Source organism: Mesorhizobium sp. M0140, from assembly GCF_040322475.1.
Lineage (GTDB): Bacteria > Pseudomonadota > Alphaproteobacteria > Rhizobiales > Rhizobiaceae > Mesorhizobium.
The window spans coordinates 143,228-156,598 of sequence record NZ_JAMYTM010000011.1; the positions used below are offsets into that span (position 1 = coordinate 143,228).

Below are 13,371 nucleotides of genomic sequence, written 5' to 3' on the forward strand. Positions count from 1 at the left end.
GGTTCACGCGCCGGGATCAACGCAATGCGGCGCCAAAGCCGATTGGAGGCGCGGTATCAGTCTGGAAAGTTGGTGACAGGTTCCTCGCAGCGGTAGACCGGGCAGCTGCCGTCACGGGTCGGGACATAGGCCGACATCGGCACCTCCGGCCAGTCGCATTCGTTGCCGAACTGCCTGACATAGCGGTCATAGGTGTTGGGTCCGGTGGTCAGCACCACGGCATGGCGGCTTTGGAGCAGTCGCCGGAGTTGGTCGCAACTCATCGTGCGGGTATCGGGCCTGGCTTCGGCGAGGCCGGTCGCGGCCAGCAGGATCGCTGCCGTCATCAAGGCAATTCGGCGCATCGGCATGGCTGTTCCCTCGAATGGATGTATTGGCCGAAACTCGCATCCCGGCGGGTGGTTCCGCAACCGCCGGGTGGCCGTCTGTAGCGGCGCAACCAAATGGTCGGTCGTGCATTGCTGGGGATGAATGGCAGGAAGCCCTACGAAACCCCGCAATGGCGTCCCGGAAACGGGGATCGCGAGGCCATGTGCTGTTCTTTTTGCGGCGGCCGCGACCACAGCTACGAGGACTGTCCGCAAAGGGACGCCGATCCAGCACCGAATGCCCCTGACCCTCCCAAGCCGGACTGATCGGCACCGGTGTGCCGCACCGGCGATATTCGCTGCGCCCCACCGGCATTCGCACATCTGCCTGAGGTCCTCGACGCCGTCCGGCTACATCCTGACCTTGCCGGTGTTACCGATTTCCGGGCGGCTGTCGCTGACCGTTGCCGCCAGCATCTTCACATAGCTGACCACGGTGCCGGGACTGTCCCAATACTGGGCATCTTTCGGCGTCACTTTAAGCACGCGGATCGAAGGGTCATCGGCACTGTCCCACCAGGCCTTGGCCGGGGTCGACCACAACTCCCTGATCTTGGCGCGGTCGTTCGAAACCGCCGCCAGACCGCTGACGGAAACATATTTCTGGCCGCCTGAATCGGCGAAGGCGAGACCGACATTGGGCTCGGCTTCGATCTCGTCGTCCTTATGGCTGTCGACATCGGTGAGGAAGTAGATTGCGTTTTCGTCGCGCACCACATGCGCCGCCATGGGTCGCGAGCGGATGTCATCGCCTTCGCGGGTGGCCAGCATACAGAAACCGATCCTGTCCATCAGCTTCCAGACCCGGTCGAGATCGCCGTCGCTCATCGTGTGCCTCCTTATTGAGCCATCCATGGGGGTGTCGGGTGCAACTCGCGCAAGCGCGCAAGGTTCCAGTGCAAGGTCCAGTCATGAACTGCCTGGACTGTTCCTGGGAGGAATGTTGGGAGGCGATTGCAACCAAAACCCACCGCGGCGCATTGGTGGCCATGCGCGCAATCCGCGCATGAGGGAGAAGGGGTCGACAGTGACAGATTTGGCGGGCTTTGATGCCTTGATCGCCATTACCGCCGATGCGCGGCTGGCGGCGATTGTCGATTCGTCCTTCGACGCCATCGTCAGCAAGGATTTGAACAGCATCATCACCAGTTGGAACGCGGCGGCGCAACGCATGTTCGGCTACACCGTCGAAGAGGCCGTCGGCCGGTCCGTGCTCATGCTCATCCCCGATCATCTCAAGGATGAAGAGACCGACATCATCAGCCGGGTCCGCAAAGGCGAACTGCTGGCAAGCTATGAGACGATCCGCCGACGCAAGGACGGCGGCCTCATCGCCGTGTCGCTGACCATTTCGCCGATCAGGAACGCGTCCGGCGAGATCATCGGCGCCTCGAAGATCGCCCGCGACATCACCGCCAGCAAGGAGAGCGAGCGCCGGATCAGGCTTTTGCTCCGCGAGGTGAACCATCGCGTCAAGAACCAGTTCGCGGTGATCCTCTCGATGATCCGGGAGACCAGCAAACGCTCGACCGATCCGCGCGAGTTCGAGGAGTTGATTCGCTCCCGCATCATGGCGCTGTCGCGGTCGCACGATCTGCTGGTGAACTCGGAATGGGCCGGCGCCAGCCTCTTCGACCTCGCCCAGGAGCAGCTCAAGCCGTTCGGCCACGAGGCGCGGGTATCGCTGTCCGGACCGCTTTTGACCCTGCAGCCGAACGCCGTGCAAAATCTCGGCATGGCATTTCATGAGCTCGGCACCAACTCTTCAAAATATGGCGCGCTGGCGAGCGAGGCCGGGCGGCTCGAGATCACCTGGCGGATCGTCGAAGGCGTTTCGGACAAGCGGGAAATCCATCTGGTTTGGGACGAGACGATGCCGGTGCGTGAAGGAGAGCGGCCCGGGGGGCGGCAAGACGAAAGCACGCGCAAGGGTTTCGGCACCGTCGTCCTGCAACGGGTCGCGCCGCAATCGCTGAACGGCTTGGCGGTGCTGGATCGCAGCCCGGGCCATCTCAAATGGTCCCTGACGGCGCCCCTGGACTCGATCATCGTTCCGGAGCTCGGCGCCGACCTGCCCGAAACCGAGACTTCCTGAGCCTTGAGGTCTGGTTCCATCAACCTCCCTTTGGCAGATGCGTTTTCAAAAGCGGCCGCATCCTTGCCGCACCTGGCGGTGGATTCAGGAACCGTGACCCGGTGGCCGCGTTGTGGCGTCACGCTTTCGGAGGGGACATCATGGAACAACTCGTCGAGGAATTCGGCCATTCCACCTACACCTCGTTTCCGGTCATCGCGGCGCGGCTGTTGCTGGCGACGCTCTATGGCGCGGTCATCGGTTTCGAGCGCGAATGGCGCAATCGCCCGGCCGGACTTCGCACGCATATTCTCGTCTGCGTCGCCACCGCCACCTTCGGCATCCTGACGGTCGAGATCGTGCACGCGCCGATGTTCGCGGGGGAATCGGTCAAGGTCGATCCGATCCGGGTGGTCGAGGCGGTGACCGCCGGGGTCGCTTTCCTCGCCGCCGGCTCGATCATGTTTTCGCGCGGCGAGGTGCATGGGCTGACGACCGGCGCCGGCATGTGGCTGGCGGGCGCGATCGGCGTCGCCTGCGGCCTGGGTCTTTGGCAAGTGGCCGGGTTCGGCACGCTGATCGTGCTGGTCGTTGCCGGCTTTCTGCGCCGGTTCGAACGCGGACCCGGCCTTGCCGCCGGTGATGAAGGCAGTCAGGCAAAGGCGGAGAAGGAGGGGGCTTCGGCCCGATCAAAGGAAGGGCGAAGGTAATTCCGGTCGCCGGGAAATGCCGTGACTGGTTTCACCGAAGAAGCCGGCCAGCAGATCGGCCGTGCGCGCCGGATTCTCCTCGGGAAAGAAGTGCCCGCCCGGCATCGCCTGGCCACGCACATCGTCGGCCCAGCCGCGCCACAGCGCCAGCGGCCCGCCTTCGCCGGCATACCAATCCGCCAAGGCGCCCTGACCGCTCCATAGCGCCAGCAGCGGGCAGCGGATGCGCCGGCCGGCTGCCTTGTCGGCATGGTCGTGCTCGCGGTCGAGCGTGGCTGCCGCCCGATATTCCTCGCAGATGGCATGGGCGTGGGCAGGCGCGCGCAAGGCCTCGATATAGGCCTGACGCACTTCGGCTGGAAACGCCGATGGCGGCGAGCCCCAGCCGTTGAGCGCATTGTCGACGATCGCCTCGACGGCGCCGGACAGGATCTTTTCCGGCAACGGCTCTGGTTGCGCCAGCAGCGACCATGGCCAATAGCCCAGCGCCAGCCTGGCGTCGGCCCGGTCCCAGGCATCGGCGGTCGGCACGATGTCGAGAACGGCGAGCCTGTCGATGCTGTCCCGATGATCGAGCGCCATGCGGTAGGCGACACGCCCGCCGCGATCATGACCGGCGACCATGAAGCTGCTGAAACCCAGCTTCTCCATCAGCCTCCTCATATCGGCGGCCATGGCACGCTTGGCATAGGGTGCGTGGTCCGGAGTGGACGTCGGACAGGAACTGCGGCCATAGCCGCGCAGGTCGGCGCAGACGACGCTGAACCGGCTGGCCAGAGCGGGGGCGATGTCGCGCCACATCAGATGCGTTTGCGGAAAGCCGTGCAGCAACAGCAGCGGTGGGCCGCCGCCGGCACGCAGGCAGTATATGCCGGCATCGCCAATGTCGATTTCCGTGCTTTGAAAACCTTCGAACATGACCGCCTCCGGCACGCGCAACGGCCGGCAAACGGGTTTGGTTGCAATGCCGCCCGGCGAGGCGGCCAACCTTTTTCTTCGACAGGCGTTGTCCCTGTGAAGGGAAGGTCGCCGCGGGCGGCCGTGAAAGAAAAGAAGGAGGCAGTGATGAGAACTCTCGCCATCATGCCACTAGGCCTCATGCTGGCGCTGGCAGTGCCGGCCGCGGCCCAGCAGCAGAACGACAGCCAGGCGCTGCAGGCCGACAAATGCAGGGCTCAGACCGAGCAAGGGGCAAAACAGCAGCCTGAACAGCAGGCCGATGACGGCAATTTGACCGCGAAGCTCAACGACTGCGGCGGCGTGCTGAAACCACCCCCGACGGGCGACCAGGGCATGGCGGCGCCCGCTCCCGACGAAGGCAAGACGCCGGTGATCAAGCCTGGTGAAGTGCCGCCCCAGCCGCCGAAACAATAAACGCCGGCTCGTTGGTATTATCGCGCAAGCTAATGGAACCTCGTTATCTTGGGAGCGTTTTTCTCACGACTTGAAATTTGGAGAGATTATCGTGAGAGATATTGCAGCCACTGCCACGTTGCTTGCCTCGATAGCGATCGTGATTGCCTTGATTCTGCTGGCGCCAAAGAGTTTTGGCTTCGAAACCTCTCACCCGATCGTACAGGGCGAGCTTCCGGCGGAATAATCGGATCGATTATTCGGATACGGAGTGATCAGGACCGATTTGCACGAAGCAGGCGAGGCACGATGCCCCGCCTGCCTTCTATTGAAACCGCTATTGCACCAAAACGCCGGAGTGGCTGCAGAGCGCTGCGAACGCTTCCTGTGCCTCGGCAGCACCTATCTTGGTTTCCAGGGCGGCTTCGACCTTCTCGCGCGCCGCCTGGTAGAACGGCCCGCGCTTGGCCTGCGGCCAGTCGATCAGGATTTCGCTGGCATCCTTGAGCGTGGCGACGTCGCGGATCGTATCCGACCCATGCGGCTTGATCCGCATCGGTGTGGGCAAAATGAGATCAGGCATGGCCCCTGTTCCAACTACTGGAGGAGTTTTGCTTCGCGCGCGGCGTCGATCATCGCCCGCATCGCTTTTTCCGCCGGCGTCCAGCCATCCAGCGCATCGCGGCAACTGCGCAACGCCGCCCGGTAGCGCCGTCCCTGGCCAGCCGGCCAGTCGCCGAGGCATTCCAGGCCTTCCCAGGCGCTGCGGATGATGCGCTCGCGCTCCGGCGCGAATTTCAACCTGATGGGGCGGGGAAACATCTTGTCGTTCAACGGTCGTCTCCATGATTGCCGCAAGTCGCTGGACGGCATGCGTGAGAGGCATCCGGTAACGTCGGCGGCAGGGCAGGGTTCCCTTTCCCGGAGATCAAATCTCAGCGTCGATGTCCGACAGCGATCTCGGCGTCGGCGCTTCGGCGTTGTGCGCCGCTGGGCGGTCATGCTCGAACTGTTCGGTCCCGGGCAGAGGGTGCAGCCAGGTCTCGCGCCTGGAGGTCCACAGTTCATATTCGGGCACGAGATCGGTCGGCGCGATGTCGAGGCTGCCGATCGCCACCTCGGCCTCGTTGTCGTCGACCCAGGCGACGCGGCCGCCGCAGGTCGGGCAAAAGCTGCGCGTGCCATAGGAGCTGACGAGGCCGGTGGTCTCGAAGGCCTCGCGCGGCCAGATGGCAAAGGCCGAATAGACCGAACCGCCGGCCTTCCGGCAATCCTTGCAGTGGCACAGGCCGACGCGCAACGGCGGGCCGTGAACCTCGAACTGCACGCCGCCGCACAGGCAGCTGCCGGTCCTGCGTATGGTGTCGGACATGACAACCTCCCTCAATGCGTGGCGCTGCGGGCCGGGTGGGACAGATGCTCGTCTGCCGTTTCGTTGGCCAGGATGAGAAACCGGGAAAAAGACATCCTGTTCACCGTACCACCAGGCCCGGTTGACACGGCCCGCAGCATCTTCAACGCCGTCCAGGCGAAATGGTTTCGGGCCTAAAGCGCGCCGCGCCCGAACGAGTTCAGACGACCCGCTTCATGCATGTCGTTCTCCCAAAACCGAGATCCACTTTTGGGCGACATGCGCTAGCCGCGGGCCGCCATATGGGCGTCGAGCTTCTTGCGCGAGGGTCCGTAGCGCTTGATGATGGTCTGTGCCTCGCTTGGCGGAATGCCGTATTTGCGGGCAAAGGCGGCAACCTCGTAGGGCTCTTCGCTCGAGACCTGCTTGCGGTCCTGCTTCGTCTTCGACTTGTCGTCAGCCATCTCAGGCCTCGCTTTCTGTTTTCGGGGAAACGCGCAACCTTCAGCGCCCGCGATCAACACGACATAACACAGATCGGCGCTGCCGGTTCCACTAGGCGACATGGCCAGGCTGCAACCGGCCTGTATCAGGCCGATGGCCGCATGAGGTCGGCGTCGGAAGCGTGGTCGCCGTCACATTCGGAGCATGCAGCGCTGAGGCCGGGGCAGCCGCGCCGGTGGGTGCCGGCAGGGCAGCAATGGCCGTTGGAACTCGTCCAGCGCGGGCATTCGAAGACTTGGCCAGCGCCACCGCAGCCGCTGCACTCCAGCGGCGCCGACCGCACGCTATGAGATATCGCCCCAAACCTGACGCTTGTACGCAAATTTCAGCCCACCCAAAATCGCTGCGCCGGCACGCCGGTGCATTAGCCCCGACTAACGATAGCACTTCCGTGATTACCAACAAGTTTCAATCGCGGGCGGCGCCGGAAGCCGTTCGGGCCGTCGTCAGGCCGGCTTCAGCCGCATCGCGGCGAGATACATGAGCGCCGAGGCGGCCTGCCCGCGGTCCCAGCCGGCGGCCTCGACCTTGCGGAGCAGGGCGGCAAACCGAAAATCGCTCTTTGCTGGCGCGGTGCGAGGCTTCGAAGCCTCCTTCGACCGCGGCAAGCGCCCTGTCGAGAAAAATTGGCCTGGCGTGTCGGACCTGGCGCCCGTCGCGCGTCCTAGGAGCGAGCAATCTGCAAAGCTGGAGAACGAGCATGTCGTCGCAAATCACTCAATCGCCGTGGCAGACCACGGCCCTTCTCATCGCCCGGCTGATCTTCGCCGGCGTCTTCCTGATGGCCGTGACCTTCAAGTTCATGGGCATGGACGCCACCGCCGGCTATATCGCCGCCGCCGGCTTTCCGTTTCCGTTGTTCCTGGCCTGGTGCGCGGCGATCCTGGAAGTCGCGCTGGTGCTGTGCTTCCTGACCGGCGCCTTCTTCTCGCAGGCGGCCCTTGTCGCCGCCGCCTATGTGCTGTTCCTCGCCCTGGCCTTCCACGGACCCAGCCACTGGGCCGGCAACCAGGCCGAGTTCGGCTTCTTCGTCGACCATTTTTCGTTCCTGGCCGGACTGCTGTTTGCGGCCGTGCATGGACCGGGCAAGGTGCTTTCGCTCAATTTGGGATGGCCGGGCAGGGCTTGAGGCGAGACCGACCGGCACCGCGCGAAGGACGCGCGCCGGGGCCTGCCTTGGCACCCCCTCACAGCTGGTCGTTGTAGGGTTCCTTTATCTTGCCGACCATGCGGGCCAGCTCGAAAAAGACGGCATCTCCGCCTCCGGCTGGCACTGGTTGGCGAGTTCCAGCAGCCGGATCGGAAAGTTGACGGCGTCGCGGCTGGACGCGGACATGCCTTCGGACCGCTCCTGGTTGGTTTCGCCTGCCTCGGTCTTGCGCAAGGCCAGGTCGATTTCCTCCGCCGTCAGCACCCCCTTTTGAACCAGGAGGCGGTTGATCGAGGCGACGGCCATCAACAGGCCTTCGAGTTGCAGGTTGGCGACATTCATGGCGATTGCTCCCGTGACTGGGGTTGAAACGCGCGAGCGGCATTTCCGCTCCAGAAAGGCTGCGGGCGAACGCCTATTCCTGCGTCAGCCGTTCGCCATATTCGCGCCACAGCGCCTTGACCTCCAGGCTGCCGAGGCTGCCGATCGAAACATCCCCACAGCTGATGGCGACGGCGCCGATGTCGTATTGGGGGTAGGCGTTGGCGACGAAACGGATGGCTTCGCCCAGCGAACGCACGCGGATGACCGGATCCGCCTGACCCTGGCCGGTGCTGCGCACGCCGGAAACCATGGCTGGTGCATGCCGCATCCTGAACACGGATGCCATGGCTGGTCTGTCCATCGTCCTCTCCCACAAGGCCGTGCGACGGGAATCATTCCATGAGCTTCGACGAATGATTTCACACCTGCCGGCTTGTGACCAGCCGCCGGCAAAAGCAGGGTTTTACGCGCTTTGCCAGCGTCGGTCAGGCCGGAATTGCGATCGATCTAGGAATTTTTTCTCAGAAAACGGTTGACGGGGTGAGTGCAGCTATGCTACATTTTTGTCCATGGTGCTGAGTTGCGCCGACGACCCGCCGCCGAGGCGGGTTTTTTGTTTCTGGGCTAGACATGTCGGCAGGACAGAGGGGGGGCCCAAGGAATGCCATCCTTCGCCCGATGACTCATTTCGCAATCCGAGAGACACTCATGACCCGCTATGCCACCATCATCACCGATGCTGACGGCCAGGAAATCGTCAGCGCCATCGGCGAATTCGAAGGTGCTGCGCCGCAGCCAGGCCTGGGGCGTGTCGAGCAGGTCGCGCCCAGCGTAAAGATCGGCATGGTGCGGGATGCGGCCGGCGGGTTTGACCGAATTAGGAATTTTTTCTCAGAAAACGGTTGACGGGGTGAGTGCAGCTATGCTACATTTTTGTCCATGGTGCTGAGTTGCGCCAACGACCCGCCCCTGAGGCGGGTTTTTTGTTGCTGGGCTAGACATGTCGGCAGGACAGAGGGGGCGCCAAGGAATGCCATCCTTCGCCCGATGACTCATTTCGCAATCCGAGAGACACCCATGACCCGCTACGCCACCATCATCACCGATGCTGACGGCCAGGAAATCGTCAGCGCGATCGGCGAATTCGAAGGCATTGCGCCGCAGCCACGCCTGGGGCGTCTCGAGGAGGTCGCGCCCGGCGTAAAGATCGGCATGGTGCGGGACGACGCTGGCGAGTTCGGGTTCTCGCAGGCCGGCATCGCCGGGCACCTTGTCGGTCTGGTCATGGCGCGTCTCAGGGCGCGGGCCGGTCTGGCAAGGCCTGCCCCGGCGGCGAAGCCTGCCGACGCGGCAAAGCCAAAGCGCGTCCAGGGAGCCAAGAAGCGCACCAGGAAGAAATCCGCTCGTTCAAAGAAACCGGCCAGCCGGGCCGGATCGATGCCGAAGGCCGGCATTCCCGCTGCCAACGCCGTGGGTGGTGACGTCCGTGACTGACAAGACCGCCGCCGGGCCAACGCGCCGCAAGCCGGCAAAGCGCAAACCCGCCGCCAAACCGGCCGCGCAAAAGCCGCGCCGCAAGCGCGCCAAGAAGACACTGGGCGACGATTTCCTGGCTGCCGTGCGGGCTGATTTCCGCGCCTATGGCGCCGGCGTGATCGCCCAGGTGCGAGCCGACAAGCCGGACCAGTATCTGAAGATCGTGCTGTCGGTGCTGCCCAAGGATTTCGATGCCAAGATCAACCAAATGGACAGCCTGAGCGATGACGAGATCCGCAGCCGCATCCGCGCCCTCGAGGCCGTCGTCAGGCCGTTTCTCGAAGAGCCCGGTGATGTCCGTGAAGATGGAATATCTGGCGCTGCTGGCCGAACTGGACAGACGGCGCCGGACCAATCAATTGGCGGCCTATAGACCGTATGAACGCCAGGCCGAGTTTCACGCTGCAGGCGCGCAGAACCGCGAGCGCCTGTTCATGGCCGGCAACCAGCTCGGCAAGACCAGGGCAGGGGGCGCCGAATGGGCCATGCACCTGACCGGCCGTTATCCCCAGTGGTGGCAAGGCAAGGTTTTCGACACGGCCGTTCGGCTGTGGGCGGCCGGCGTCACCGGCGAAGGCACGCGTGACAATCCGCAGCGCGTGCTGGTCGGTCCGCCGCAGCAGCAGGCGGCCTGGGGCACGGGCATGATCCCGGCCGACGCCATTGTGCAGACCTTCATGGGCCGCGGCGCACCGGGCGCGCTGGACAGCGTCGTGGTGCGCTGGGGTGGCGGCGGCGACGTGCAGGCCGATGAATCGGTGCTGTCGTTCAAGAGCTTCGAGAAGGGCCGCGAGAAATGGCAGGGCGAGACTTTACACGGCGTCTGGTTCGACGAGGAACCGCCGCTCGACATCTATTCCGAAGGCCTGACCCGCACCAATGCGACGGGCGGCATCACCATCGTGACGTTCACGCCGCTGCTTGGGATGTCGGATGTGGTGCTGTTGTTTCTTTCGGCGGCGCAAGTGGAGGGCATGGCCAAAGGCAGCGGATGAAGACGTTCAAGGGTATTTGCTGCCCGCAAGCTGTCTGGCGCGGGCCTTGGGATCGGTTGCTTTCCGGGTTAGCGGTTGGCACCATATTCTTTCATCACCCGTAATCTGGTTGTACCAGACATTGCATACTTTGTTTGGTGTGTCCGGGATACAAACTTCGCGTTGGAACCCTGAAGAATTGGCGTACATCTTGCAGGTTTTCTTACTCGTATCATACGGAACGTTCGATTGGCATGCCGACGCGCTCGCGGCAATGGCCACAACGATTGCTATGCGGATCATGTATCTCCCCCAATTGGCCAGCAGCTTTGCATTGATAAACAGTATTATCAATGGCGGTTACTCGTTCCGGCAAATAATTTAGGCAGACTGATATGTCTCGACACGTCACCTTCATGACCATCGACGATGCCGCGCACTACACGCCGCAGGAGCGCGCGGCGATCGTCGCGGCCTATCCGGCGCACGAGCGCGAGGCCCGGGCTCGGGGCATTCCGGTGCTGGGTTCCGGTCGTATCTTTCCGGTGGCCGAGGCGCTGATCGCCTGCGAGCCGTTCCGGCTGCCGCGCTACTGGCCCAGGCTAGGCGCGCTCGATTTCGGCTGGGACCATCCTTCGGCCGCGGTCGAACTCGCCTGGGATACGGAGGCCGACGTCGTCTATGTCAGCAAGGCAGCGCGGGCCTCGCAGCAAACGCCGGCGATGCAGACGCTGACCTTGAAACCATGGGGCGAATGGCTGCCCTTCGCCTGGCCACGCGACGGTCGGCGCGAAACGCTGGAAGGCGCGGGCGTGGCACTCGCCCGGCAGTACGCCGCGCACGGGCTGAACATGCTGAGCCGCCACGCGCAATTCCCCGACGGTTCGGTCTCGGTCGAGGCCGGGCTGATGGAGATGCTCGACCGCATGCAGAGCGGACGCTTCAAGGTGTTTTCCACGCTGGCCGACTGGTTCGAGGAGTTTCGGCTTTTTCACCGCAAGGATGGTCAGGTTGTGAAGCTGCGCGATGATCTGATGGCGGCGACGCGTTATGGCGTAATGATGTTGCGGGATGCGGTGGTCGATCCGGCGGAGTTCAAGGCGGCGAGAAGGCCGGCGGGGCAGAGCGATCCGCTGGGGGCGTTTCGTTAGGAGCCGAGCGCTCGAACGTTCTAACTGACACAGCAAATCGACCGTCGGCATATCGGGATTCAAGTGGACTCGTAAATCGCACTGGGCTGTACCATTATCACGAATATCTGGGGTGGATTGGGCGATTTGATCGTGGATTTCGGCTTTGCATCGCTACTCGATAAATTCGAGGAGCATTACGGCAAGCGAGCAGGGAAATTCCTCGTTGGCTTGATCGGCGCAGCTGTGGTTTCTGTTTGTTTTAGTCTTATCTGGCAGTTCATTTCTCCGCTAATCGGATGGGCTACCACGACCGCCAATGGAACTAGTGCGGTTTGGCTCATCTGGCGAGGAGTAAGCGCCATGGCAGCAATTGCCGTTCTCATCGCGGGAGGTGCTTCTGTCGCGGCAGCTATAGACGCCAAGCGATTGGTTAGAGAAGCTGAGGCTGTGATGGGCGACGCCTACATAATTTTCGAATCTGCGACCGCCGCCCTGATAGAAGCTAAGGGGTTGGTTGATGACGTCAATCGCGGTGCAAAAGTTGTAGATATAAGTCCACAGCGGACAGGAAAATTAGTTAGCGACGCTCAAGCAACACTTCAACAAATGAAAGACACTAGAGAGAAACTAAGCGCCACCCGTGGCCGAGGTAGGAAACGGACAGACTCGTAACTCATCCAACTTTGTCTTCCTATGTATGAAAGTGATGCGTGGGGGGGCGAGTGGAAAGAAAATTTCCTCATCGGATAGAGTATGAGAATGGCTCGGCTTCAATCGGCGAAGTCATTGAAAACTTAAAGGCGCAGAAAAAGCTTTTGGAAGAGGGCGTCAAATTTCTGGATGCCGCGCTGAAAAATTTTGAAGTTGACGATGTCAAGATTCGAGTTTTGAAGGTCGGCTCAGGGAGCTTAATAACAGAATTCCTTATTCTAGTGTATGGCACATATCAAACGGACATCCACGATGCTGTTGCAGGCGGTGTGGAAGAAATGTTTGGTGCACATATCCCTCCTGATTACGAGCCTATTGTTACGTTAGCTACGCTCGCCGTTACATATTTTGTGGCTAGGTATGCTTACGACGCGGTGCGGGCAAAACGGCCGGATCGGCCACCTTCGGTTCACATCGATGGCGACTACAATGCTGTTGTTAACACAGTCGCCGAACGCTTGGCGTTGCCATTCAGTGAGGTTGAAAGCGCTTTGTACAGCACCGTACCAGTTGCGCGTCGCCGCCAACTTGTTCGCTCGGTAACTAAATTTCTGCGCCCTCGCGATGATGGGCGGCCTACTGGAATTAAGATTGATGGCTACGGCGAGTTAAGATCAGAAACTATAGATGAATATCCAATCGATAGCGAATTACAAGAAATTGATGATAGTCGAAATGTGGATATATCCAACGCAATTCTAGATATTCGAGCCACCGATAAAGATCGAAACAATTCAGGATGGGCGGCTGTTATTATTGGCGATCGTCGTTTCAAAAGGCGTATGCCGATGGACCTTTATCCGACCGTGGACGCCATTGCCCTCGCCAAATTGGAACGCGTCGTAGGCGATATCGTCGTAGAGGGCGAACGAAATACGGCGGGCGTTTTCAAGGGTAAGAGAATACACTTGATCTCAGTGAAGGAACTCGATCAGACGGATGCAGATACTCCCAAGGGTTCTGGCGAGGCCTAAACTCAGAAATACGACTACGGCGATTTCTGCTAACCGAAAGTCCGCACATCGGACGCTCGGCGTGAAGATCTAGGCGATCGACTTGGCTGTGGAACACACTGTCCAATTGTCGCTACGAGCAAAGGCCATTGCTATGGCCTCCAATGACACTCTGCATCATTCCCGCTACGTTGCTCAACCTCACTAACATCGCCGACCGTGTCCTGAAA

General features: G+C 61.8%; 21 protein-coding genes and 1 pseudogene. 12 read left to right on the forward strand and 10 right to left on the reverse strand.

The window, feature by feature from the left end; translation table 11 throughout:
- Nucleotides 1-56 precede the first annotated feature (56 nt).
- Nucleotides 57-350 (reverse strand): hypothetical protein, encoded by a 294-nt coding sequence (locus NKJ37_RS14020; RefSeq protein ID WP_352774104.1) that lies wholly within the window; start codon nucleotides 348-350, stop codon nucleotides 57-59.
- 369 nt (nucleotides 351-719) lie between these two features.
- On the reverse strand, nucleotides 720-1,196 hold the full coding sequence (locus NKJ37_RS14025) for a pyridoxamine 5'-phosphate oxidase family protein (RefSeq protein ID WP_023813825.1): 477 nt from the start codon (nucleotides 1,194-1,196) through the stop codon (nucleotides 720-722).
- Nucleotides 1,197-1,395: 199 nt separating this feature from the next.
- Here NKJ37_RS14025 and NKJ37_RS14030 point away from each other — a divergent pair, with 199 nt between their 5' ends.
- The gene (locus NKJ37_RS14030; RefSeq protein WP_023813824.1) at nucleotides 1,396-2,463 is read left to right on the forward strand and encodes a PAS domain S-box protein; all 1,068 of its coding nucleotides are present in this window, start codon (nucleotides 1,396-1,398) and stop codon (nucleotides 2,461-2,463) included.
- Between the two features lie 140 nt (nucleotides 2,464-2,603).
- Nucleotides 2,604-3,152 carry an MgtC/SapB family protein gene (locus NKJ37_RS14035; RefSeq protein WP_352774106.1) on the forward strand — a complete coding sequence of 183 codons (549 nt, stop codon included), beginning with the start codon at nucleotides 2,604-2,606 and terminating at the stop codon, nucleotides 3,150-3,152.
- On the opposite strand, the gene NKJ37_RS14040 is transcribed toward NKJ37_RS14035, so the two are convergent.
- On the reverse strand, nucleotides 3,132-4,070 hold the full coding sequence (locus NKJ37_RS14040; RefSeq protein ID WP_352630398.1) for an alpha/beta fold hydrolase: 939 nt from the start codon (nucleotides 4,068-4,070) through the stop codon (nucleotides 3,132-3,134). The genes NKJ37_RS14035 and NKJ37_RS14040 overlap by 21 nt on opposite strands.
- Before the next feature lie 147 nt (nucleotides 4,071-4,217).
- On the opposite strand from NKJ37_RS14040, the gene NKJ37_RS14045 reads away from it, so the two are divergent.
- Both NKJ37_RS14045 and NKJ37_RS14050 read left to right on the forward strand, forming a co-directional pair.
- On the forward strand, nucleotides 4,218-4,526 hold the full coding sequence (locus tag NKJ37_RS14045; protein WP_023813821.1) for a hypothetical protein: 309 nt from the start codon (nucleotides 4,218-4,220) through the stop codon (nucleotides 4,524-4,526).
- A gap of 91 nt (nucleotides 4,527-4,617) precedes the next feature.
- On the forward strand, nucleotides 4,618-4,752 hold the full coding sequence (locus tag NKJ37_RS14050) for a hypothetical protein (protein ID WP_023813820.1): 135 nt from the start codon (nucleotides 4,618-4,620) through the stop codon (nucleotides 4,750-4,752).
- Between the two features lie 90 nt (nucleotides 4,753-4,842).
- Here NKJ37_RS14050 and NKJ37_RS14055 read toward each other — a convergent pair whose 3' ends face one another.
- The 5 genes from NKJ37_RS14055 to NKJ37_RS14075 all read right to left on the reverse strand — a co-directional run bounded on the left by NKJ37_RS14055 (nucleotide 4,843) and on the right by NKJ37_RS14075 (nucleotide 6,968).
- Entirely contained in the window at nucleotides 4,843-5,088 is a 246-nt protein-coding gene (locus tag NKJ37_RS14055; protein WP_352630400.1) for a DUF982 domain-containing protein, read from the reverse strand.
- Nucleotides 5,089-5,102: 14 nt separating this feature from the next.
- Nucleotides 5,103-5,339: a DUF982 domain-containing protein gene (locus tag NKJ37_RS14060; RefSeq protein WP_023813818.1), complete on the reverse strand. Its 237-nt coding sequence runs from the start codon at nucleotides 5,337-5,339 to the stop codon at nucleotides 5,103-5,105.
- A gap of 94 nt (nucleotides 5,340-5,433) precedes the next feature.
- A complete protein-coding gene (locus tag NKJ37_RS14065) occupies nucleotides 5,434-5,877 on the reverse strand; it encodes a GFA family protein (RefSeq protein ID WP_352611206.1) in 444 nt (147 codons plus the stop codon).
- 263 nt (nucleotides 5,878-6,140) lie between these two features.
- Nucleotides 6,141-6,320, reverse strand: coding sequence for a DUF3606 domain-containing protein (locus tag NKJ37_RS14070; protein WP_023813816.1), 180 nt, complete (start codon nucleotides 6,318-6,320; stop codon nucleotides 6,141-6,143).
- Between the two features lie 486 nt (nucleotides 6,321-6,806).
- Entirely contained in the window at nucleotides 6,807-6,968 is a 162-nt protein-coding gene (locus NKJ37_RS14075; protein ID WP_352630402.1) for a hypothetical protein, read from the reverse strand.
- A gap of 92 nt (nucleotides 6,969-7,060) precedes the next feature.
- Between NKJ37_RS14075 and NKJ37_RS14080 the strand changes: the two genes are divergently transcribed.
- Entirely contained in the window at nucleotides 7,061-7,489 is a 429-nt protein-coding gene (locus tag NKJ37_RS14080) for a DoxX family protein (protein WP_023813814.1), read from the forward strand.
- A gap of 58 nt (nucleotides 7,490-7,547) precedes the next feature.
- Here the strand turns inward: NKJ37_RS14080 and NKJ37_RS14085 are convergent.
- A pseudogene (locus NKJ37_RS14085) lies at nucleotides 7,548-7,852 on the reverse strand (hypothetical protein).
- A gap of 73 nt (nucleotides 7,853-7,925) precedes the next feature.
- The gene (locus tag NKJ37_RS14090; RefSeq protein ID WP_023813812.1) at nucleotides 7,926-8,195 is read right to left on the reverse strand and encodes a hypothetical protein; all 270 of its coding nucleotides are present in this window, start codon (nucleotides 8,193-8,195) and stop codon (nucleotides 7,926-7,928) included.
- A gap of 347 nt (nucleotides 8,196-8,542) precedes the next feature.
- Here NKJ37_RS14090 and NKJ37_RS14095 point away from each other — a divergent pair, with 347 nt between their 5' ends.
- The 7 genes from NKJ37_RS14095 to NKJ37_RS14125 all read left to right on the forward strand — a co-directional run bounded on the left by NKJ37_RS14095 (nucleotide 8,543) and on the right by NKJ37_RS14125 (nucleotide 13,162).
- The gene (locus tag NKJ37_RS14095) at nucleotides 8,543-8,740 is read left to right on the forward strand and encodes a hypothetical protein (protein ID WP_023813811.1); all 198 of its coding nucleotides are present in this window, start codon (nucleotides 8,543-8,545) and stop codon (nucleotides 8,738-8,740) included.
- A 171-nt stretch (nucleotides 8,741-8,911) separates the two neighbouring features.
- Nucleotides 8,912-9,328, forward strand: a complete 417-nt coding sequence (locus NKJ37_RS14100; RefSeq protein WP_352441240.1) for a hypothetical protein — start codon at nucleotides 8,912-8,914, stop codon at nucleotides 9,326-9,328.
- Nucleotides 9,321-9,743 carry a hypothetical protein gene (locus NKJ37_RS14105; RefSeq protein ID WP_352774108.1) on the forward strand — a complete coding sequence of 141 codons (423 nt, stop codon included), beginning with the start codon at nucleotides 9,321-9,323 and terminating at the stop codon, nucleotides 9,741-9,743. Before NKJ37_RS14100 ends, NKJ37_RS14105 begins: the two co-directional genes overlap by 8 nt.
- On the forward strand, nucleotides 9,664-10,365 hold the full coding sequence (locus tag NKJ37_RS14110) for a terminase large subunit domain-containing protein (RefSeq protein ID WP_352774110.1): 702 nt from the start codon (nucleotides 9,664-9,666) through the stop codon (nucleotides 10,363-10,365). Before NKJ37_RS14105 ends, NKJ37_RS14110 begins: the two co-directional genes overlap by 80 nt.
- A gap of 374 nt (nucleotides 10,366-10,739) precedes the next feature.
- Nucleotides 10,740-11,495, forward strand: coding sequence for a phage terminase large subunit family protein (locus tag NKJ37_RS14115; RefSeq protein WP_352774112.1), 756 nt, complete (start codon nucleotides 10,740-10,742; stop codon nucleotides 11,493-11,495).
- 126 nt (nucleotides 11,496-11,621) lie between these two features.
- Complete coding sequence (locus NKJ37_RS14120; RefSeq protein WP_352774114.1) at nucleotides 11,622-12,149, forward strand: hypothetical protein; 528 nt, start codon at nucleotides 11,622-11,624, stop codon at nucleotides 12,147-12,149.
- A 50-nt stretch (nucleotides 12,150-12,199) separates the two neighbouring features.
- Entirely contained in the window at nucleotides 12,200-13,162 is a 963-nt protein-coding gene (locus tag NKJ37_RS14125; protein ID WP_352774116.1) for a hypothetical protein, read from the forward strand.
- The last annotated feature ends 209 nt before the right edge of the window (nucleotides 13,163-13,371 follow it).